The 21,073-nt window shown below is 44.3% G+C and carries 19 protein-coding genes and 2 tRNA genes; 13 read left to right on the plus strand and 8 right to left on the minus strand.

What is annotated here, in order from left to right; translation table 11 throughout:
- The first annotated feature begins 1 nt into the window (after window position 1).
- The 13 genes from GXO76_12535 to GXO76_12595 all read left to right on the plus strand — a co-directional run bounded on the left by GXO76_12535 (window position 2) and on the right by GXO76_12595 (window position 18,203).
- Entirely contained in the window at window positions 2-865 is an 864-nt protein-coding gene (locus GXO76_12535) for a 4Fe-4S binding protein (protein ID NOY78684.1), read from the plus strand.
- Window positions 858-1,433, plus strand: a complete 576-nt coding sequence (locus tag GXO76_12540) for a 4Fe-4S dicluster domain-containing protein (GenBank protein ID NOY78685.1) — start codon at window positions 858-860, stop codon at window positions 1,431-1,433. Before GXO76_12535 ends, GXO76_12540 begins: the two co-directional genes overlap by 8 nt.
- 298 nt (window positions 1,434-1,731) lie before the next feature.
- Window positions 1,732-2,058: a ubiquinol-cytochrome c reductase iron-sulfur subunit gene (locus GXO76_12545; GenBank protein NOY78686.1), complete on the plus strand. Its 327-nt coding sequence runs from the start codon at window positions 1,732-1,734 to the stop codon at window positions 2,056-2,058.
- Complete coding sequence (locus tag GXO76_12550; GenBank protein ID NOY78687.1) at window positions 2,055-3,107, plus strand: cytochrome bc complex cytochrome b subunit; 1,053 nt, start codon at window positions 2,055-2,057, stop codon at window positions 3,105-3,107. The genes GXO76_12545 and GXO76_12550 overlap by 4 nt, the downstream gene beginning before the upstream one ends.
- 19 nt (window positions 3,108-3,126) lie before the next feature.
- Window positions 3,127-4,734, plus strand: coding sequence for a cytochrome C (locus tag GXO76_12555; protein NOY78688.1), 1,608 nt, complete (start codon window positions 3,127-3,129; stop codon window positions 4,732-4,734).
- A 463-nt stretch (window positions 4,735-5,197) separates the two neighbouring features.
- The gene (locus GXO76_12560) at window positions 5,198-5,779 is read left to right on the plus strand and encodes a cytochrome C554 (protein ID NOY78689.1); all 582 of its coding nucleotides are present in this window, start codon (window positions 5,198-5,200) and stop codon (window positions 5,777-5,779) included.
- A 481-nt stretch (window positions 5,780-6,260) separates the two neighbouring features.
- Complete coding sequence (locus GXO76_12565) at window positions 6,261-8,276, plus strand: hypothetical protein (GenBank protein ID NOY78690.1); 2,016 nt, start codon at window positions 6,261-6,263, stop codon at window positions 8,274-8,276.
- A gap of 145 nt (window positions 8,277-8,421) precedes the next feature.
- Window positions 8,422-9,129, plus strand: a complete 708-nt coding sequence (locus GXO76_12570) for a hypothetical protein (protein ID NOY78691.1) — start codon at window positions 8,422-8,424, stop codon at window positions 9,127-9,129.
- Window positions 9,122-10,207 (plus strand): hypothetical protein, encoded by a 1,086-nt coding sequence (locus GXO76_12575; protein ID NOY78692.1) that lies wholly within the window; start codon window positions 9,122-9,124, stop codon window positions 10,205-10,207. Before GXO76_12570 ends, GXO76_12575 begins: the two co-directional genes overlap by 8 nt.
- Before the next feature lie 5 nt (window positions 10,208-10,212).
- Window positions 10,213-11,178, plus strand: a complete 966-nt coding sequence (locus tag GXO76_12580; protein NOY78693.1) for a hypothetical protein — start codon at window positions 10,213-10,215, stop codon at window positions 11,176-11,178.
- Complete coding sequence (locus GXO76_12585) at window positions 11,175-13,229, plus strand: hypothetical protein (protein ID NOY78694.1); 2,055 nt, start codon at window positions 11,175-11,177, stop codon at window positions 13,227-13,229. Before GXO76_12580 ends, GXO76_12585 begins: the two co-directional genes overlap by 4 nt.
- Before the next feature lie 359 nt (window positions 13,230-13,588).
- A complete protein-coding gene (locus GXO76_12590) occupies window positions 13,589-17,023 on the plus strand; it encodes a DNA polymerase III subunit alpha (protein ID NOY78695.1) in 3,435 nt (1,144 codons plus the stop codon).
- Between the two features lie 145 nt (window positions 17,024-17,168).
- Window positions 17,169-18,203 carry a metallophosphoesterase gene (locus GXO76_12595; protein NOY78696.1) on the plus strand — a complete coding sequence of 345 codons (1,035 nt, stop codon included), beginning with the start codon at window positions 17,169-17,171 and terminating at the stop codon, window positions 18,201-18,203.
- Window positions 18,204-18,223: 20 nt separating this feature from the next.
- Here GXO76_12595 and GXO76_12600 read toward each other — a convergent pair.
- The 8 genes from GXO76_12600 to GXO76_12635 all read right to left on the minus strand — a co-directional run bounded on the left by GXO76_12600 (window position 18,224) and on the right by GXO76_12635 (window position 21,061).
- A tRNA-Val gene (locus GXO76_12600) sits at window positions 18,224-18,298 on the minus strand.
- Window positions 18,299-18,347: 49 nt separating this feature from the next.
- Window positions 18,348-18,424: transfer RNA gene (locus GXO76_12605), tRNA-Asp, on the minus strand.
- 6 nt (window positions 18,425-18,430) lie between these two features.
- On the minus strand, window positions 18,431-18,631 hold the full coding sequence (locus tag GXO76_12610; GenBank protein NOY78697.1) for a DUF3098 domain-containing protein: 201 nt from the start codon (window positions 18,629-18,631) through the stop codon (window positions 18,431-18,433).
- A 171-nt stretch (window positions 18,632-18,802) separates the two neighbouring features.
- Window positions 18,803-19,075 (minus strand): co-chaperone GroES, encoded by a 273-nt coding sequence (locus tag GXO76_12615; protein NOY78698.1) that lies wholly within the window; start codon window positions 19,073-19,075, stop codon window positions 18,803-18,805.
- 18 nt (window positions 19,076-19,093) lie between these two features.
- Window positions 19,094-19,351 (minus strand): NrdH-redoxin, encoded by a 258-nt coding sequence (locus tag GXO76_12620; protein ID NOY78699.1) that lies wholly within the window; start codon window positions 19,349-19,351, stop codon window positions 19,094-19,096.
- A gap of 3 nt (window positions 19,352-19,354) precedes the next feature.
- Complete coding sequence (locus tag GXO76_12625; GenBank protein ID NOY78700.1) at window positions 19,355-19,588, minus strand: DUF1858 domain-containing protein; 234 nt, start codon at window positions 19,586-19,588, stop codon at window positions 19,355-19,357.
- Window positions 19,589-19,706: 118 nt separating this feature from the next.
- Window positions 19,707-19,976: a winged helix-turn-helix transcriptional regulator gene (locus tag GXO76_12630; GenBank protein NOY78701.1), complete on the minus strand. Its 270-nt coding sequence runs from the start codon at window positions 19,974-19,976 to the stop codon at window positions 19,707-19,709.
- A gap of 248 nt (window positions 19,977-20,224) precedes the next feature.
- Window positions 20,225-21,061 carry a HesA/MoeB/ThiF family protein gene (locus GXO76_12635; protein ID NOY78702.1) on the minus strand — a complete coding sequence of 279 codons (837 nt, stop codon included), beginning with the start codon at window positions 21,059-21,061 and terminating at the stop codon, window positions 20,225-20,227.
- Window positions 21,062-21,073: the final 12 nt, after the last annotated feature.

Genomic DNA, 21,073 nt, shown 5'->3' on the forward strand with positions numbered 1-21,073 from the left:
ATTGGCTGACAAAACCAAAAAGAAAAGGATCTATTTTAGATATCGTCGGACGATTCAGATAGTGGGTTTTTTGTTTTTGCTAATTGTTCCCTTTTTAAATCTGTTTGGGTTTCATTTTTTTAACGGATGGTACCAATCGCTGGGCATCGGGTATTGGTTTATTGCTTCCCCTCTCGAATCATTTGAGAGTTTTTTGATCTCGCGAACGTTTTTTTTAACCCTGTTTGTATCATTTTTAACGCCATTTATTTTAGCATTTATTCTGGGACGTGTATTTTGCAGCTGGCTTTGTCCGTTTGGGCTTCTGTCCGAGTGGGTGTCGGATTTCCGTCAGTGGGCGTATCGAAAATGGGGACACTCTCATCATCCGCCGGAGGGCCTTTTTGCGATTCCGCGATGGATAGTCTGGGTTATTCTGACGGCTGAGATTTTGGCGTCGATGATTGTGGGAACGTCTCTGTTTTCAATCTATTCCCCTCCGGGTGTGATTGGCCGGGAAGCCATGCGGCTGGCTTTTTTCCACATTTTGGGTGGGGAAATTCTTTTTATTTTGATCTTTTTGACATTTGAGCTTTTTGTCGCACGAAGAGGATTTTGCAGATATGTCTGCCCGCTGGGAGCCACTCTCTCATTGGTCGGCCAAAAACGCCTTCTGAAGATTGAGTTTGAATCCGCGAAATGTCAGAGAATCTGCAAAATTTGTGAAAATCACGAAATCTGTACCTGGGGTCTTATGCCGAAATTGGGAGAAGGAGCGTCGGTTTATTGTACCAATTGCGGAGATTGCATTGACATTTGTCCGTTTGATGCCCTTCGGTTCAACTGGAAAAACAAAACGGTAAGGAGTCCCGAAAAATATGGCTGAAAGTCCGGGGAAAACAACACTCAATCGAAGGGAGTTTTTTTCATTGGGTCTGGGAACCCTGAAGGAACGGGTGCCCTTGCAAAAATCTCCGCAAAGCCGGCGAAATCGGCGGCCCATCCTGAGGCCGCCCGGAGCCGTTTCAGAAGAAATACTGGGTCAGGAATGTACCAGTTGCGGCGATTGTGTGGTTGCCTGTCAATTTGAAGCCATTCGGTTGCTGGATCATCGGGCGGGAAAATATCAGGGTACCCCGGCAATCATTCCGAGGATTCAACCCTGTTTGTATTGTGAGGATTTTCCCTGTGTGACGGCCTGCAAGGAGGGAGCCCTTACAAAAGATCATCTTAAAATGGGGGTGGCTGAACTCGATTCCAGGCGGTGTTTCAACACGAAGGGAGGGTGGTGCGATGCATGTTTCCAAAAATGTCCGTTTTCGGGGGAGGCCATCCGATTGAACGAGAGACTTCAATTGGAAATCAATGCCGATTTCTGCACGGGGTGCGGACTGTGTGAACATGCTTGTCCGCTGTCGCCGCCGGCGATTCGGATTGTTCCCCTGGAGATATGATCCTCCCAATAAAGGGACCGTGCGTGTTCAGGGCGGTTTGGATTATTTGGAAGGGACAATAATTTGATTTTTTGAGATCAGATTATTTTTGTACACTTACCATAAATTTCGTTATAATTCAGGAATCCAATCCACTAAAATGGAGGAATCAATGGCAGAAGAAAAGAATGACGTACAAGAAGAAGGGCGCCGGAGTTTCCTGGCGAATCTTCTGTATGGAGGAGGAATCCTTGCCGCATTTGGGGGATTTACAGCGGGTCTTCTTCGGTTCATTATACCCGAAAAACGGCCGCCCAAAATGAAAGAGGTTTTGGTTGCCCATTTCAATGAAATTGAAGTGGGGAATGCCAAGCCTATGGAGGTGGCCGGACAGAAGATTTTTGTGGTTCATTTAAAAGAGGGATATCGCGTTCTTTCAGCCATCTGTACGCATCTGGGGTGTATTGTTCAATGGCAGAAAGAAAACCAGGAATTCTTTTGTCCCTGCCACAAGGGCCGCTATCGTCCTGATGGAACGGTGATTTCCGGACCGCCTCCCCGACCTCTGGATCACTTTCGAGTGGAGGTAAAAACAGGGCTGGTTTATGTCTGGATGAAAGAAAAATACACAGGAGGGCTTGTATGAGCGTACTTAAAAAGGAATGGTGGGTGGAAAGGGTCCCTCTGGATTACGAGAAAGCGATAGGAATTGTACGAGATCTTGTGATCAAGGAACCCATTCCCGTACACATGAAAAAATGGTACTATGCAATGGGAGCCACGCCCCTGATTTTATTCTTGCTTCAGGTGACAACCGGGCTTTTGCTGACATTTTATTTTATCCCCTCACCAGATATGGCTTACGAGAGTGTACGGCATATTCAACAGGATGTTCCTCTGGGGTTCTGGATTCGGGGATTGCACCGCTGGGGAGCCAACCTGATGATTATAGCGGTTTTTCTCCACATGCTGCGTGTCTTTTTTACCCGGGCATATCGCAAACCTCGGGAAATCAACTGGATACTGGGAACCCTTCTTTTGGGAACGACCCTGACAATGGGGTTTACGGGATATTCCCTTACCTACAACCAGCTTTCGTATTGGGCAACAACGGTTGGAACCAACCTCGTTAATCAACTTCCCCTGATCGGACACTGGCTTCTCACATTTATGCGGGGCGGAGAAGAGGTCTCTGCCAACACCCTGACCCGATTTTTTGTTTTTCATGAATTGTTTGTGCCTTCAATTTTATTTATTCTCATCGCCCTGCACATTTTTATGATTCATCTTCACGGCGTGGCCGAATTGGAAGGCCACGAAGGCGAGGGGTACTACGCCTTTTATCCTGATCATTTTGTTAAAGGAATTTACATCACCCTGTTTCTGCTGGTTTTCATGAGTACACTTGCAATTTTAATTCCGCCGGGAATCGGAGTTCCGGCAGATCCCACCCAAACACCTATGCATATCAAACCCGAGTGGTATTTTTATTCGGTCTACGGACTACTAAAACTTGTGCCGCTGTGGCTGGGTGTGTATCTGGTTCTGGCATTTATGATTGTACTGGTTTTCTGGCCTTTTATCGATGATTGGTTTCGGGCAAAATGGCCCAAAGCGCCTATCGGTTATGTCCTGGGCGGAACAACCGCTGTACTGGCGCTGGTATTTACAATAATGGAACTATTAGCAAAATAAATAAAAGGAGGGTATTTTTATGGCCAAGGGAGATGGAACAAAGTATCTGGTCGGAATTTTTTCGATTCTATTTTTGGTGACCCTGGTAATTGTGGCCGGCGTTGAGACGAAAAAGAGCGAATCTACAAAACCCGAAGTTGAACTAACCGGCAAGAGCAAACAATGTGTCACCTGTCACGAACGAAAAGGAATCGCCGTTAAACAAATTGAACAGTGGGAAGATAGCAAACATGCGGAATATGGCATTGGATGTATCGAATGCCATGCCGCAAAGAAAGGCGATTTTGATGCCTTTACCTGTCCGGGTAGTGATATTTTAGTGGGCCGTTACCCGACCCCCAAAGATTGTAGTGTTTGTCATGATAAGGAAGTGAAAGAATTTGAAAACAGCAAGCATGCTCACCAATTCTGGCTTTTGCATAATGATGACCGTGCCGTGTATGAATTTCCCTCTGCGGTTAAGCACGGATGCGAACAATGCCACAGAATTGGAAATATGTGGCCCGACAGCAGCGTGGGCGACTGCTCGGCCTGCCATACCAGGCACTCCTTTAAAATTGCCCAGGCCCGAAATCCGAAGACATGCGGAGAATGTCACCTGGGGCCAGACCATCCGCATATTGAGATTTATGAAGAATCCAAGCACGGAAACATCTGGGCGGCCGAAGGAAAAGATTGGGACATGGGGTACGAAACGACGAATCACGAAAAAATCCCAATTAAAGCCCCCGTGTGCACAACCTGTCACATGGATGGTAGTCCCACACAGCCCATGACCCACAACGTGAGTGCACGCCTGGCCTGGGAGTCACAGGCCCCGTGGAGTTATCGCACGGTCTGGGATGAGGAGCACCTGGGTACCTGGCAGAAAAAACGGGAACGTATGAAAGAGATTTGTCTTAACTGTCATGCTCCCGATTTTGTTAATGAATACTTTTTGGAAGCCGACCTTGTCAATCTTCAATACAACGAAATTCGGCGTCAGTTTGTTTACTGGAATAAAAAATTGTATAAGGAAAAATTGATGTATCCCTGGAAAACCGGCGACCGCCTCTGGACAAATCCCGTATTGGACGGCTATGATCAGGAGCCGGAGCGCGCGAAATATTATGCCTGGCACCATGAAGGACGGCGTTTCCGCCACGGAGCCGAGATGATGGGGGCCGATTTTACCCAGTGGCATGGCATCTGGGAAGTTCAGCAAGACTTTATTGAAATGCTGAACTGGGCAGCCGACCATGGGGATGCCGAGGCCAAGGTGTGGCAGAAATCCAATAATCCCACTAAAATGATTACATTCAAACTATATGATGTTCCAGGGAATGAATGGGGAATCAACACGGAGCTTTATAAACCCAACTTTGTGTACCAGATGTTTCCCGATTATTGGACCCGCATTAAATCCAATGTGAAAGCCGCTTATGAAAAGGGACTCCTTTCACAGGATCAATGGGAATTATGGTTGAAGCGATACAATAACAAAGAATACTACATGGGTACGAAATTTCCGGAACACCCGAAATGGAAATTCTACAAGGAACGTGATCAAAGGGATCTGAAACACATGAAGGAATCGGTTATTGATCTGAATCTTCCGGGAGAATCCTTTTACAAAGACATGCACTGATAAAGACATTCTTGAAAAATTGAGAATACAAGAAGCGGAAGCACGTGCTTCCGCTTCTTTGGTTTTGCCTGCCTTTTCTGCAATAAAGTCCCAATTTTTTTCAAATGAGCCGATTTTCTCTTGATTTTTAAAGTTTTTTTTTTAAATTAAGATCATACATTTTGATTTTAATTCTCAATTCCTCTATATTTTCGCTAACTATACGAAATTTGTTCAGCAGTCGAATCGGAACAAATTGAAAAAAGTATGGTAATAAAGAAATGTGATTTTCCTGCTTTTCCTTGGTTTTAGGAATGTCCGGCTTAGCATTAAATTTAATGAATTATGCTCATATAACCTTCTGTAAATGTGTCTGTTTATAAAAACATATCCTTTCAATTCAGATTTTTGTGTACGCATAAAGGAATAAAGTAAGCAAGCAGGCTGTTCCATGACAAACCATTAAAAAAGGAGGGTTCAATCCATGAGAATTAGAAAAATGAAAATTGGCCTGGGTGTGATGTTTGCCGCCGGCTTAATTTTAACCTGGATGAGCATGGGGATATCCGGCACACCGCAGGCAAAAAAAGGTCAGTTTAAGTACATTGGCGTATTAAAATGCAAAATGTGCCACAACAGCGCCCGGAAAGGAAATCAATTTAAAATCTGGAAAAGCAGTCCTCATGCCAAGGCCTATGAAGCTCTTGGAACCGCTGAGGCAAAAGCGATTGCCAAGAAAAAAGGGATTGCTGACCCGCAAAAAAGCCCGAAATGTTTAAAATGTCATGTAACGGGTTATGGAGAGCCCAAAACGGCTTTTGGACCCAAATATCACATGGAAGATGGGGTTACCTGTGAGGCCTGCCACGGTCCGGGATCGGCTTATTGGAAATCAAGTGTGATGCGAAAATTATATAAGGGCCAAATTGATCCCAAAACCGTCGGATACATTCAACCGAATGAAAAAACGTGCGTACAATGCCATAATCCGGAAAGTCCGACCTATAAGAAATTTGTTTATGCAAAATTCTGGAAAGAAATTGCCCACAATATTCCCAAGAAATAGGCATTCGAATTTTAGAAACACAAAAGCATCTCCAGAAGGAGATGCTTTTGTGTTTTATAACCCTGGCAAAACGCTTTGGGCACCCATTGGAAAAACCAACCGCCAAATCATCCTGCGAAAACCATCCTGACACCCTACGTTTTATCGGCTTATCGTTTGCCATCTCGGTCGAATGAATCAAACCCAATAAAGCATGTTGAATAATTCAACAAAAATAGGGGCAGATAGGCCTCAAAATCAAAAGCTCTTAAAAAACTGAAAATTTTTATTGATTTTTATTGTGTAAAGTTTAAATTAGTAAGCAATATTATGAGTATGTTAAATGCGATATAAATCAATCATTAAAAATTCTTTTTGCCTTCAGATTTTACAGGATCATAAAATAGTTTCTCTGAAATTTCATATTTGAAAATTATATTTTTAAAAGTGTGTCTGATCAAAATAGGCCCATTTTATCAATAGCAGAAGGAAGGATAGATTGATGATGAAAAAGGCAAAAAGATTCGGAACGGTGTTTTCGATTGGCCTGATTTTTATTACGGCGGCCGTATTTTTTATAGACTCTTCCAATCGCGCTTTTGTACACGCCCAGAGCAATCAGGATTGCCTGGAATGCCATGGGGACCCGGAGTTTACGGGGGAAAATGAACAGGGGAAAGAGGTTTCCCTGTATGTAAGTGTTGATTCGTTAAAGAATTCCGTACATGCCGGTTTGGCCTGTACGGATTGCCATTCCGATGTAAAACAATCCCCGCATGAGGAACGCCCTAAAAAGGTGTCGTGCGAGCAATGTCACGAGGATATTTATCAGAACTTTGTACAGGGCGTCCATGGGAGGGCTTTATTGCGGGGCGATAAGGATGCGCCCAGTTGTGCCACCTGCCATGGATCTCACAATATTCATCCGTCAGACGATCCCATTTCACCCACATCGAAACTGAATCAACCCAAAACCTGCGCCAAATGCCACGGGGATCCCGCTTTTAACCAGCGTCACAAGATTCCAGTAGCCGATCCCACCCGGGCCTATATGCACAGCATTCACAGCCGGATGCTTCAGCAGGGCAAGAATGCAGCAACGTGTAGCGATTGCCATGGTGCCCATAAAATCCTTCAGGCATCCAATCCCGATTCAAGAATCAATTCCAAAAATGTTCCGGAAACCTGCGGCAAGTGTCACTACAATGAATACAAACAATTTATTGAAAGCATCCATGGAGAGGCGCTTCTTAACGGCGTGGATGATGCTCCCAATTGTACGGATTGTCACGGGGAGCATTCAATTCAGGAGGTGACCAGTAAAAGTTCCCCGGTGAATCCTGAAAATGTGTCGCAGCAAACCTGTGCCCGATGTCACGCGAATGAAACATTGAACGAAAAATTTGGGATGCCGAATGATCGGGTGTTGACCTACGAAAACAGTTATCATGGTCTGGCTGTCAGGGGGAAATCCAAAATTGCCGCAAACTGCACCAGTTGTCACGGTGTCCACAATATTTATCCCTCATGGGATCCGCGTTCTACCGTTAACAAAGACAATCTGGATCGAACCTGCGGGAAATGCCATCCGGGAGCAAGTAAACGGTTTACCGCAATTCCCGTACATCAACCCAGAAATCCCGCGGAAGCAAAGGCTGCCGACATTATTACCAGAATCTATATTCTTCTGATCATTTCCGTTATTGGCTCAATGTTCTTTCACAATTTCCTGATCTGGCTGCAGGCGGTTATCCGGAAATATAGAAAGATCTTAACTGAACCGTCTATCACCCGGTTCAATAAAAGCATGATTATTCAACACTTTTTTCTTTTTATCTCATTTACAACCCTCGTAATTACGGGATTTGCTCTCAAATTTCCGGATGCCTTCTGGGTGAAAATTTTGAGCTCCATTGGGCTGCATGAATCTATTCGATCGGTTATTCACCGGGTTGCCGGAACGATACTGATTGTAACGAGTTTTTATCATTTATTCTGGCTCTTTTTCAGTAAGCGCGGCCGAATTGAATTACGTTATATGGTTCCCGTACTCAAGGACGTAACCGATGCCGTCCACAGTGTGGAATATTATCTGGGCTTTCGTGAAACGAAACCGGAATATGATAAGTATGATTATACAGAAAAGGCTGAGTACTGGGCCCTTATCTGGGGCACGGTGGTTATGGGGGCCTCTGGTTTGATTCTTTGGTTTCCGGTTATTGCAGCCAATCTTTTCGGGGGTTGGATTGTTCCGATTGCTTTGCTTTTCCACTACTTTGAAGCGATACTTGCAACGTTAGCCATTTTGGTATGGCATTTCTTCTTTGTTATTTTCCACCCGAGCGAATATCCTATGAGTTTGGTCAGTATTACAGGAAAAATGCCGTGCGAAGAATGCAAAAAACATCATGGGTACTGGTACCGAAAACTTATGCATAAAGAACCCGAGTCTATTCGCCGGATGTTCGATGAGAAGGGTGAGTGTGAGGAGTTGGAAGAATACGATGAAGAGTCGTAAATCGATTTGCATTGTAAAAAGTAATGCAATCAGCAGGCCTTTTCCTTTAACGGAAAAGGCCTTTTTTATTCTGGACAATTCCTACTCGCATTGTCTTATTAGGAATGAGAAATAGTCTCAATAATTCTATTTGTGGAGGGTAATCATGGCTCCAGAAAAAAAACCAGAAGAAATTCAACGATTTTCCTGGAATATCCGAATTCAACACTTTATTTTGTTGACCAGCATGATCGTTTTATGCCTGACCGGCCTGGCACTCATGTTTCATGATACCTGGTTTGGGCACCTGGTGATCAAACTGGAAGGAGGATTTGAAGCAAGAGGAATTATTCATCGCATTTTTGCGGTCATTTTGGTCCTCCTTGGAATTTACCATTCATTTTATGTTCTTTTTACGGAAGAAGGTCATCAAGAGCTTATGAAATTGCTTCCCACATGGAAGGATGTTCAGGATTTCTTTCATTCATGGACCCTTTCCCTGTCCGGGAAAAAAGAAAGCCGGGAATTTGGGAAATACAGTTTTATAAATAAAATTCAATACTGGGGTGTGGTCTTGGGATTTATCGTCATGGTTATTTCCGGTGGCATTCTTTGGTTTCGATCCATATCGATGGCTATTTTCCCCAAATGGGTAATTGATCTTGTGGTGATTTTTCATGGATGGCAGGGCTTAATCATTTTCATCGTGTTATTCCTGTGGCATCTCTATAATGTTCATCTGAATCCGGATTATTTTCCAATGAGCAAGGTGTGGCTCACCGGGAAAATCAGCGTTGATGAACTAAAAAGAAAGCATTATCTGGAATATGTGGAACTATTTAAAGAAGATGGGGGGAAAGCTAAAGATGAATAAAGGCCGTGTGAAAAAATTTGTGATGGCACCTTTGTTTGTGGCCCTTTTTTTATCCGTACTTTATGGGCAAACGACTAATACGAAAAAGACAAAAGCCCTGCAATGGCAAAAATGTCTTTTGTGTCATGCCAAACCGGATCTGAAAAAGGTGACAAGAGAGGGACACGTCATTTCGCTTTTTGTTGATCAAAAAAAGCTTTTAAATTCTTCCCATAAGAATATTCGATGTCAGGAGTGTCATATTGATATTGTGACGATTCCTCACAAGGGCGAAATAAAACGGGTGGATTGTACGCGGTGTCATTATGAAGGAAGCCCGATTGAGCCGAAGGGAACGAAACGGTACACCCAATTTCAAAAAAGCGCGCACGGACAGGCGTTACTGAAGGGAAATCCCAAAGCACCCCACTGTCAGGATTGTCACGGGGATCATAACATATTGCCGGCCAAAGATTCACGGTCGCAGGTAAACAAATTCAATGTCGTCCGTACCTGCGGGAAATGTCACACGAATGAATATCGGGATTATGAGGAGAGTATTCATGCAAAACTGCTGAACCAGAAAAAACCCGAGGCGCCTTCCTGTACAGACTGCCACGGTGGTCACACGATTGAGCCTCCCACGCAAAAGAGTTCATCGGTGTACGGCACGAAAATCCCGGATACCTGTTCCCGATGTCATTCTTCGGTAAAAATTGTTGGAAAATATGGCATTCCGACCCAGCAGGTACTCACCTATGAAGACAGCTTTCATGGAATTGCAACGAAATTCGGGGATGAGAAAGCGGCTAATTGCGCCAGTTGTCACGGGTATCACAGCATATTGCCTGCGAGCGATCCACGTTCGCCAATCAACAAAAAGAATTTGCCGCACACCTGCGGAAAATGTCATAAAAATGCCAATAAGAATTTTGCAAAGGGGAAGATACATGTCGACCCGCATAGCAAAAGCTCAGGAATTATCTATTATGTTGGCCTGTTTTTTAAGTATTTAACCATATCTGTTCTTTTTGCATTAATTATACATATTTTTTTGGATCTAAATCGTAAATTTCATGAGAAGAAAGAGGAACGATAGTATTTATGAAAGAGGAACCATTAAAAAAGGGTGAAATTGCCGCCATCGAAAAAGATTTAAAGGAGTTTATCCGGCAGCAGATTCAAGACCATCTTGCAAATGAAGTAAATGAATCCTACGCAGAAGAGCTGGAAAAGAAATTTTTGAACCGGTTTGAACAGCAATTGGATAGGCTGAAAGGGGAACTTCATCAAGAAATATTGGAAGAAATAGAATATAAAAAGAAACAAATTCTTCACAAGAAAAAGAAGGAACGAAAAGAAAAGGAAACCATTCAATCGGTAGAGAGATTCTCACTGAGTATTCGTATCCAGCATGTTATCATGTTCACATCGGTGCTGATTCTCATTTTCACGGGATTACCCATAAAATTTCACGACGCGGCGCTCTCAAGGTTCTTAATCACGCTATATGGAGGCATTCAAACGACGCGCTTTATTCATCGGATAGGGGCTACAGGCCTGATTTTTGTGGGTGTTTTTCATCTGATCTATCTCATTTTTACAAAAGACGGACGAAACAATTTTAAGGAGCTCTTTCCAAGTAAAAAAGATTTTATTGATGTATATCAGGCCATCCGGTATTTTTTGGGACTCAGTGAAGAAAAACCCAAATTTGGCCGGTTTACGTATATTGAAAAATTCGATTATTGGGCGGTGTACTGGGGGATGATTGTCATGATTGGAACAGGCCTTATTTTGTGGTTTGAAAATATCTCTCTCCGTATTCTGCCAAAATTCATATCGGACATCGCCATCGAAGTGCACAGCGATGAAGCCATGCTGGCAACACTGGTCATTGTTATCTGGCATTTTTACAATGCTCACTTTAATCCGTCCAAATTTCCGCTGAATAAAACGATTTTTACCGGAAGAATATCCATCGAAGATTTGAAGGAGGAACATCCTCTCGAATATGAGAAACTCCTTAAAGAAGGAAAAATTCCAAAGCTGGAGGAAGAAGATTCATGAAGAGTTTCTTGGCCGATTTTTGGAATCTTATACGAAAACATTATCGATTTTTGGTGATGGTTTTTCTCATTATTTTTGGAGTGCTTGTTTTTGTTGATCTTGGATTTTATACGTCTTCGGTTATAGCTCCCAAAACGTGTGCTGTCTGCCATTATGAGACATCGGTCGTGAATCGCTGGGAAAATTCCTACCATGCCGACGTCAGTTGTTCCAAATGTCACACCTACAGTCCGGGAACCTACATTCGATTCATCTGGAAATATTGGACGGGGACATACCGCTTTCAAATCAATCCGCACATTAGCGATCAATCGTGTTTGAAGTGCCATGGTGAGGAAATCCTAAAAAAGAAAATTACCTACAAGCGGGACATTAAATTTGACCACACGCAACACATTGGCCGATTGGCACGGAATACAAGACTCCACTGCAGCAGCTGTCACAACTTTACGTCCAATCAGTCGCATTTGGATGTCAATGAAGAGACCTGTTTTTTGTGTCACTTCAAGAATGTTCCGAAGGGGCAGGCCTTTCCCGGGTGTCCCTCCTGCCACGGAACACCCAAAAAAATTATTCATCACTCGGGGTTTGTGTTCGATCACAAAACCTACGTAAAAGCCGGTATTACCTGCAATGAATGTCATGTGGACGTGGCCAGCGGCACGGGAAATGTGCCCCGGGAGCGGTGCAGGCATTGCCATGTGGAACGATTCGGGAAAATCACAGATGCGGAATTCATCCATGAAAAACATGTGACCGAAAATGACTTCGACTGTAATATCTGTCACACAGCGATTAAACACGGGGATATTAAGCTGGTTAATACCTTGGACGTAAAATGCAGCAGCTGCCACCAAACCACGCACAGCGCCAAAAAGGAGATGTACATGGGAGCCGGCGGAAAGGACGTGCCCGATACCCCCAGTGAAATGTTTTTGGCCCAGGTTTCCTGTGAAGGATGTCACTCCACTATTTCCAGTGAATATGTTAAATCAAATGCCAAGAGCAGTCTGGTGCAAAAGAAAAAGGCCTGTTTGCGGTGCCATGGCGGCCAATACGACAAAATGCTGGACAATTGGATTATAAACATGAACCGATTGGTGAAAGAAATGCAGCCCAAAATTTCGAAGGTGGGCCGGCTTGTTTCGGCGGCCAGCCGATCCGGGCGCCTAAATAACGAGATCGAAAAAAAATACGTCCAGAAATTGTACAATGATGCATCTTATAATTTTAATTTTGTCAAGAATGGAAAGGGTGTTCACAATATCTTTTATGCGGTAAAATTATTAAAATCAACAAAATCAAATCTGGAGGCTGTTTCAAAAGAGCTTCACGCTCCCCCTCCAAAATTTCGCGATCCCATTCTCACAACCCCCGATGCCTTTTGTTCGGCCTTTTGTCACAATATTGTGAAACCGCCGGACCGCATCATGTTTGAGCAAATGGATTTTCCGCACAACAAACATGTCAAAAAGGTGGGGCTGGAATGCACGGTATGCCATTCACCGGAACGCCACAAACAGCGCATCATTTCGAAGCAGGAATGCATGAATTGCCACCACAAGGATGAAAATGCAAATTGTGCCACCTGTCATGTGTACCAAACGGAATTGTATTCAGGAGAGGTAAAGGAAGCGGGTATTACCGATGAGCCGGATGTGATGTACGCCGCCGAGATCGGCTGCACCGATTGTCATAATCTGGAGGATAAGCGGGAACCGCTGATTTCCGTGGCGGAAAATTGCGTGGCCTGTCATGAAGAGGGGTATGATCAGACGTTGCGGAAGTGGCATAATGATTTACAGGATCGTTTGATAGATGTTTTCATGGATTTACAGGGAGCCGAAACGTATCTGCGGCGTGCCAATTTACAGCCTGAAGAAAGGAAGAAACGAGAAGCGCTTTTGAAGTCGGCCCAAAAAATGTACACTGTTTTAAACAAAGGAAAACCGGTCCATAATCCGGATGTTTCCGAGGAAATTATGGATAAGATAGAAGCATTGATTAAGAAAGTCGGTTACACACGACCCAAGATTTCTGTCGCCAAGTAAACAAAAGTCTCTGCCGCAGCAGGGTTGTTTCGGGGGTCTTTGTTCGGTTAGGCATTTATTTTTTAAATGTGATTAACCCTCTGTTTTTTGCCTGAAGTAAACCTGTTTGCGGCAGAGTGTGATTTTTTCAAGCGAATTTTATCTTTTATTCCTGCCCAAAATTTCTTATCTTTATACCTTGAATGGACCTGACGACCACGGTATTTGACTCTTGTGACAGTCTCTGGATGAAAAATAAAAATTGAAATTCAGAATGGGGTGTTACCGCCGATTTAATCGCTGTTTAAATTAAACGAACTCACCGTAAAGATTTAATGATTTAAAAATTAAATAAGAAAAAAAGAGGGTCTAAACTCGCCATGAGTTCTTTTGTTCATCTGCATAATCACACCCATTACAGTTTGTTGGATGGCGCCTGCCGGATTGAAGACATGATGAAGCTGGCAACGGAATACAACATGCCTGCCCTGGCCATTACGGACCATGGAAATATGTTTGGCGCAATTGAGTTTTTTAAAAAGGCAAAGGCTTCCGGAATCAAGCCCATTATTGGCGTAGAAGCCTATGTTGCCCCGGAAAGCCGCTTTGAAAAAACCACGCAAAAGGGGCGTGACAATGCCTATCACATCGTTCTTCTGGCCAAGAATCAGGAGGGATACCGAAATCTCCTGAAATTGGTCAGTGCTGGTTTTCTGGAGGGCTTTTACTATAAGCCGCGTATCGACAAGGAATTGCTCTGGAAACATCATGAGGGCTTAATTGCACTAACAGCCTGTCTTCATGGCGAGGTTCCGCGAAAAATGATCAAACAGGGAATGGAGGCCGCCCGGAAAAGTGCCGTGGAGTACAAGGATATCTTTGGCGAAGATTTCTACCTGGAAATTCAGGACCACGGAATAGAAGAAGAAGGCCAGGTCCGGCAGGGCATGCTGGAATTGAGTGACGACCTGGGGATTCCGCTGGTGGCCACCAATGATATTCACTATCTGAAAAAGGAGCATGCCGATGCGCACGACATTTTATTGTGTTTGCAAACCGGCAAGGACTACGACGATCCCACCCGCATGCGATATTCCACAAAAGAGCTCTATTTTAAGTCTCCCGAGGAAATGGAGAAACTCTTCGGGGAGTACCCCGGAGCCATCGAAAACAGCTTGAAAATTGCGGAGCAATGTGATCTGGAAATTCCCTTCGGCACGCTCCATTTGCCTGTTTATGAAATTCCTCCCAATGATACGGCGGAAACCCTGGATGATTATCTGGAAAAGCTGGCCTGGGAGGGATTACAGCAGCGCTATCCAGAAATTACTCCCGAAATCAAACAGCGGTTTGATCACGAAATCTCCGTTATCAGGCAAATGGGGTTTTCGGGTTATTTTTTAATTGTGCGGGATTTTACCTCCTATGCACGCAAAAACGGAATTCCTGTGGGGCCGGGGCGCGGTTCCGCGGCAGGCAGCCTTGTGTCCTACGCCATTGGAATCACCAATATCGATCCCCTCCGATATAATCTTATTTTTGAACGCTTTCTTAATCCGGAACGGGTAACCATGCCCGATATCGACATTGATTTTTGTTACGAGCGTCGAGAAGAAGTGATTCAATATGTTCGAAAAAAATACGGTGAAAAGAACGTCACACAGATCATTACCTTTGGAACCATGGCGGCACGGGCCGTGATTCGCGATGTGGGGCGTGTGTTGAAAATGCGCTACAGTGACGTGGACAAGATTGCCAAAATGATCCCCCCGAATAAAAAACTGGGCGAGGCCCTGGCCGAAGTGCCTGAACTGAAGGAGATCGCAGAAAACAGTGATGAGGAAATTTATAAAAAGCTTTTTGAATACGCCCTTGTTTTGGAGGGGTTGTCGCGCCACGCATCGACACACGCAGCAGGCGTCGTCATCGCGCCCGAGGACCTGACCCATTTTCTTCCGCTCTACAAATCGAAAGAAGGGGATGTCACCACTCAGTACGATATGAAATGGATCGAGGAAATCGGTCTGTTGAAAATGGACTTTCTGGGGCTTCGCACGTTGACTGTAATCGATGACACGGTAAAACTCATCAAGCGAAGGAAAGCGGATTTTGATCTGGATAAAATCCCTCTGGACGATCCCGAAACCTACGAATTGTTTGCCCGCGGCGATACGGTGGGCGTATTCCAATTTGAAAGCAGTGGAATGCGGGAATACCTGAGGAAACTAAAGCCCAACCGGATTGAAGACCTCATTGCAATGAACGCCCTTTATCGCCCCGGCCCCATGGAGAACATCGACGATTTTATTGATCGCAAACAGGGGGTGAAGAAAATTGAGTATCCCCATCCGCTGCTGGAGCCGGTTCTTGCAGAAACGTACGGAATTATTGTCTATCAGGAACAGGTGATGCAAATTGCCAGCCGAATGGCCGGCTTTACACTGGGCGAAGCGGATATTCTGCGGCGGGCTATGGGGAAGAAAAAAGCCGAGCTCATGCGGGAGCAGCGCGTCAAATTTTTGAAGGGCGCCGAAAAGAATGGCATTCCAAAGAAAACGGCGCAAGAAGTTTTTGATTTAATGAACAAGTTTGCGCGTTATGGCTTTAATAAATCTCATGCAGCCGGTTATTCGGTGGTGGCTTACCAAACCGCCTATCTCAAGGCGCACTATCCGGCCGAATTTATGGCCGCTTCACTCACCAGTGAAATGGGGAATGCCGATCGTGTGATGATTCTGATGGATGAATGCAAACGTATGGGAATAAATGTGCTGCCCCCGGATGTAAATGAAAGCTTTGCAAAATTTACGGTTGTGGAGGGAAACATCCGCTTTGGATTGGGGGCCATCAAAAATGTGGGACACGGGGCCATTCAATCCATAATTCGGGCAAGGAAAAAACACGGGAAATTTCAGACCATTTTTGACCTTGTGCAGCATTTGAATCTTCGATTGGTCAATAAGAAGGTGCTGGAAAGTCTGGTCCAGGCTGGCGCTCTGGATTCGCTGCAGGGGCACCGTGCACAGTTGCTGGCTGCGGTGGAAATTGCCATTAATTACGCCCAAAGCGTTCAAAATGAACACATGTTGGGGCAAACCTCAATTTTTGATTTGGGCGGGGCAGAGACGAAAAGAACCAATGGTCACTATCCGGACATGCCCAGCGTGGAAAAATGGGATCAGAAAAAGGCGTTGGCCCTTGAAAAAGAATTGCTCGGATTCTATTTATCCGGACACCCCCTTTCACGGTTCAAGAGTGATATTCAGACCCTTTCAACCGTTTCGCTCTCGCATCTGGCTTCTCACGACCACGGAACAATGGTTCGCGTGGGAGGGATTATTACCCATGTAAGGACCCACCTGGATCGCAAACAGAAAACCATGGCCTTTGTGACCCTGGAAGACTTTACGGGAACCACAGACGTGGTCGTGTTTTCCGATACGTTTGAAAAGCATCGCCATTTGTTGCAGCCGGATTCAATGGTTCTGCTGTTGGGACAGGTGTCGAAACAGGATGAATCTTCGGCAAAAATTTTGTGTTCCGAAGTCATTCCTCTTTCTCAGGCGAGAGAAAAATACGTGAAAACCGTTTGTGTCAATTTGTATCTCAATGAATTGAATGAAGAAAAATTGTCGGACCTCCAGAAACTTTTCCGGGCCAACCGCGGAAAATGCGGGGTTCTTTTGCACGTCATAAATGGGCAAAAACGGGAATACCTCATCCGGTCCAGATCCCTTTTTGTCCCCTTTAACGATGAATTCTTAAACCGGGTACGCGCCGTGGTAGGCAATGAAAATGTCTGGCTTGAAGCCTAATGAAATCCGGCTGAAAATATAAGGCCTTTTTATGAAACGGACAAAACTTTTTCTTATTTTGGGGACTGTTTTTTTCTTTTATCTTCTTATTAATTATTTTATATACATTAACTTAATAAGATTTTTTTCTGGTTCGCATTCATTTGTGACCGGATTAAAAATATTTTTATGGTTTGAAATATTTGCCTTTCCGATAGGTCGAATTTCCGAGCTGACCAAAAAGGGAAAGCTGAATAAGCTGTTGGTATGGCCCGGTTCAATCTGGCTTGGAGCCATGGTTTATTTCTTTATGATTTTTATTGTGGCAGATGCCTTAAATTTTTTTCTGAGCCTGTCACTTGGGAAGAGTTTGTTTCAAATGCTTTCACCCAATTTGCTGAATGCCGTGGGCTTTGCGATTATTGGGGGAGTGGCCGTTATTCTGGGATACGGTTATTTTATGGCCAGGCACCCAAGAATTAGCCGGGTAAAATTGCCGGTTAAACGGTTGCCTGCCAGTCAGAAGGTCTTCAAAATTGTTCAATTATCGGACGTTCACATCAATACCATATTCAGCAAAAAACGGCTGGAGCGTCTGGTGCGACGTGTTAATCAACTTAAACCTGATCTGATTGTCATTACAGGCGATTTAATGGATGAAAATGCGGCCAAATCCGAGAAAATTGTAACGCCGATTTCGAAATTTAAAAGCCGGTTTGGGGTGTACGCCGTAACGGGAAATCATGAGTATTATTCGGGCGTAAAAAAGGCGATTGATGTCATGGAAAAAGCCGGCATTCGGGTATTGAAAAATGAAAGCGTACAAATTGGAAATGTTTTGAATCTGGTTGGCGTTCATGATATCGAGGCGAAACGATTTGTAAATGAACCAGTCGTTCCCTATTCAGAATTGCTTTCGTCCGTGAATCCAGATTTGCCGACGATTTTGCTTAACCATCGGCCCAACCGATTGGAAGAAGCCTCCCGTGCGGGAATCAATGTGCAATTAAGCGGCCATACCCATCATGGGCAACTTTTCCCTTTTAATTATGTAACCGACTGGGTTTATGACGTCAGTTCCGGTCTGAAAAAAGTGGGGGAGATGTTTGTCTATGTCAGTAACGGAGTAGGGACCTGGGGCCCCCCTCTGCGAATTGGCGCGCCGGCTGAAATCGTGGAAATCCGGCTGGAAAACGATTAAGAAAAAGGCAGGCATTTTTGTGGGCGCTACTGGATTCGAACCAGTGACCTCTGCCTTGTAAGGGCAGCGCTCTGAACCAACTGAGCTAAGCGCCCGAATTTGCCGGAAACTTAAAAGCCAACCGATCGGGCTGGCTTTTTGGGATGGCGGGGACGACGAGACTCGAACTCGCAACTTCTGGCGTGACAGGCCAGTGCTCTAACCAATTGAACTACGTCCCCAAAACGCTATTTAGATGACGAATTTGACTTTTTCTGATAGAGAATAGACCACGGAATTACCACAAGATAGCCGATAACCAAAATAACCGGTGCCAATGTTCGAGACCAAAAACTATCCCATGGGCCGATGCTCAGGAAAACAAAGCCAATCGTTAAAACCAAAAGTCCGATAATAAAGAGTTGGTAATTTCTTCGGGTAAATGACAAACCGCTATTACGTGAAGCGGCTTTTTTTTCTTTTTTACTTTTTTTGGTCTTTGTTTTCATTGTCATCTAATATAAAAATTTATTTGGAGATTGTCAAGAAAAATATTATTCCTTATCGAAATATTTAAAAGGCAATTGGGGTGATTAAATCACCCCAATTATGGGATTCGCCTATTTTTTAATGATTGCAAGAATATCGCTTCGTTGCAAAATAATGTAATCCTTTCCGTCCAGCGAAATATCCTCGCCGCCGTATTTTGCAAATAAAACAGAATCCCCCTCTTTAATGATTTCCTTCAAATCTTCATCAGTACCAACCGCCACAACCGTACCCACTCTTGGTTTTTCTTTGGCCGATTCAGGAATAATAATCCCGCTGTTGGTTTTTTCTTCTTCCTGTTGTAATTCGATCAAAACCCGATCATCCAATGGCTGTATCTTCATTGCAGCAAACCTCCTTTTTTAACCACGTAAGCCCAACATTTGATTGATCTTAGCCCGATCAAATCCAATAATGGGACGATTATTAATGAGAACAACGGGAACGCCGCTCTGGCCGGTTCGGCGAACCATATCCGTAGCCGCCCGCTGATCCCTCGAAACATCGATATCTTTGAAGCGAATTTGATGTTGTCTTAAATACTGTTTAACCGCACGGCAATGCGGGCACGTCGGTGTCGTAAAAACAATCACCTTGGGTTGATTTTGTGTGGTTGCCATGAATTATTTCTCCTCCTTTTTCGAATCCGATGAAATCAACTCATTCAATTCTTCCACTACCTTCTCAATGCTTTGATCATCAAATCCCTTTTCCTTTGCATTTTCTTCCAGGGTGCCCCAAACAGGTTCTCCGCAAGCAATGCATTTAATGCCTTTGTCCATCAGGAATTTAACCGATTCCGGAAACTTAACGACCAATTCCTCAATGGTTACGTCTTTATTAACCTTTTTTTCCATCTGTGTCAGTCCTTTTTGTCAACAGAAAGAAAACCAAATTACGCCCGGCCCAAGCTTGTAAAACAAAGAAGAGACCTGACGTGTTCACGTAAATTCTGTCTATTTTAAAAAATACAGCTTATTCTATGATCAGCCGGACAATATCCCGGGCGAAGGGATTCTTAATCTTATAGATAATCCGTGCACCCTGGCGTTTTCCCTCAATCAGACCGCAAGACCGCATAACGGCCAGATGCTGCGAAATAACCGGCTGAGAAACATCCAGGCAGTTGCATAATTGGCTGACATTTTGTTTCTCGTCGTAGAGCCTGCAAATAATGCTCAGTCTTACCGGATGTCCAAGAACCTTAAGTATTTCGGCTTTTTTTGTTAATGTGCTATTTCTCAATTGATTACCTTGATAAAATATTAGAAAATTTCTATATTCTAATATTATTGGATTTTAATATAAAATGATTTTAGGTCGATTTCAAGTTTTTTTGTGGATATATTCGGGGGTTGTATTAAAAGTCCCTTTTTCAGGCATGAAATGCGTTTTTGCCATTACAGGCTATGAAGAATGAACCTCACAAATGCGTTTTTAGAGTCCTAATACAACCCCGCGCAAAACGGACGGAATAACGATTTTTGGATCCTTTAAGCGTGAATCCATTCACACAAGTGGGAATAATCGAAGTCATCCAGCGAGACATTTTCCCGTGAACAAAGAGGGCAGGAAGAGTCCTTTCGAATAGGCAAAACCTCCACTTCGGTGGTTAGTGCATTAAATGTCCATATTCGGTTCTTGAGGGTTTTTCCCATTTTTTTTCCCTCGAAATCCAGGAGGATTTTAATGACTTCTGTTGCCTGGACAGACCCGATGACGCCCGTGAGAACGCCGATAACCCCGGCTTGGGCGCAGGTGGGGGCCAGCGCCGGATCGGGAGCCTCAGGAAACAAGCACCGATAACAGGCTGAGTCGGGTTCCTGGGTGAAGGTGGTTACCTGTCCCTGAAATTCCAGAACCGCCGCAAAAATGAGCGGTTTTTTGAGCAGATAGCAGGCATCGTTCAGTAAAAATCGTGTCGGAAAATTGTCGGATGCGTCCACGACTACATCATAATTGGAAATGATTTGGACCGCATCCTCCCTGGACAGGAAATCGTTGTATTTTCGAATCGTGATGTCCGGATTCAAATGGCTTAGTGTGTCCGCTGCCGAATCCACCTTGGGTCGGCCAATGTCCTGTGTGCTGTGCAAAACCTGCCGCTGGAGATTACTCAAATCGACGGTATCATGGTCAACCAGCCCAAGGGTTCCAATGCCCGCGGCGGCAAGATACAAAGCAACCGGTGAGCCCAGCCCGCCCGTACCAACCACCAAAACCCTGCTGTTGTTTAGTTTGATTTGTCCGGCTTCTCCAATCTCGTCCAGTCGGATGTGGCGGTCGTATCGTTCTGCCCAGCGTTCAAATGAATTGTTTTTGTCAATCATGTGCATTTTTTT

The organism is Calditrichota bacterium (assembly GCA_013151735.1).
Classification (GTDB): Bacteria; Zhuqueibacterota; JdFR-76; order JdFR-76; family BMS3Abin05; genus BMS3Abin05.

What these genes read in the sequence shown, in the direction of transcription:
- GXO76_12540 (NOY78685.1), top strand. Translation starts at nt 858, where the DNA reads ATGGCTGAAAGTCCGGGGAAAACAACACTCAATCGAAGGGAGTTTTTT.
- GXO76_12545 (NOY78686.1), top strand. Translation starts at nt 1,732, where the DNA reads ATGAAAGAGGTTTTGGTTGCCCATTTCAATGAAATTGAAGTGGGGAAT.
- GXO76_12550 (NOY78687.1), top strand. Translation starts at nt 2,055, where the DNA reads ATGAGCGTACTTAAAAAGGAATGGTGGGTGGAAAGGGTCCCTCTGGAT.
- GXO76_12555 (NOY78688.1), top strand. Translation starts at nt 3,127, where the DNA reads ATGGCCAAGGGAGATGGAACAAAGTATCTGGTCGGAATTTTTTCGATT.
- GXO76_12560 (NOY78689.1), top strand. Translation starts at nt 5,198, where the DNA reads ATGAGAATTAGAAAAATGAAAATTGGCCTGGGTGTGATGTTTGCCGCC.
- GXO76_12565 (NOY78690.1), top strand. Translation starts at nt 6,261, where the DNA reads ATGATGAAAAAGGCAAAAAGATTCGGAACGGTGTTTTCGATTGGCCTG.
- GXO76_12570 (NOY78691.1), top strand. Translation starts at nt 8,422, where the DNA reads ATGGCTCCAGAAAAAAAACCAGAAGAAATTCAACGATTTTCCTGGAAT.
- GXO76_12575 (NOY78692.1), top strand. Translation starts at nt 9,122, where the DNA reads ATGAATAAAGGCCGTGTGAAAAAATTTGTGATGGCACCTTTGTTTGTG.
- GXO76_12580 (NOY78693.1), top strand. Translation starts at nt 10,213, where the DNA reads ATGAAAGAGGAACCATTAAAAAAGGGTGAAATTGCCGCCATCGAAAAA.
- GXO76_12585 (NOY78694.1), top strand. Translation starts at nt 11,175, where the DNA reads ATGAAGAGTTTCTTGGCCGATTTTTGGAATCTTATACGAAAACATTAT.
- GXO76_12590 (NOY78695.1), top strand. Translation starts at nt 13,589, where the DNA reads ATGAGTTCTTTTGTTCATCTGCATAATCACACCCATTACAGTTTGTTG.
- GXO76_12615 (NOY78698.1), bottom strand. Translation starts at nt 19,075, where the DNA reads ATGAAGATACAGCCATTGGATGATCGGGTTTTGATCGAATTACAACAG.
- GXO76_12620 (NOY78699.1), bottom strand. Translation starts at nt 19,351, where the DNA reads ATGGCAACCACACAAAATCAACCCAAGGTGATTGTTTTTACGACACCG.
- GXO76_12625 (NOY78700.1), bottom strand. Translation starts at nt 19,588, where the DNA reads ATGGAAAAAAAGGTTAATAAAGACGTAACCATTGAGGAATTGGTCGTT.
- GXO76_12635 (NOY78702.1), bottom strand. Translation starts at nt 21,061, where the DNA reads ATGATTGACAAAAACAATTCATTTGAACGCTGGGCAGAACGATACGAC.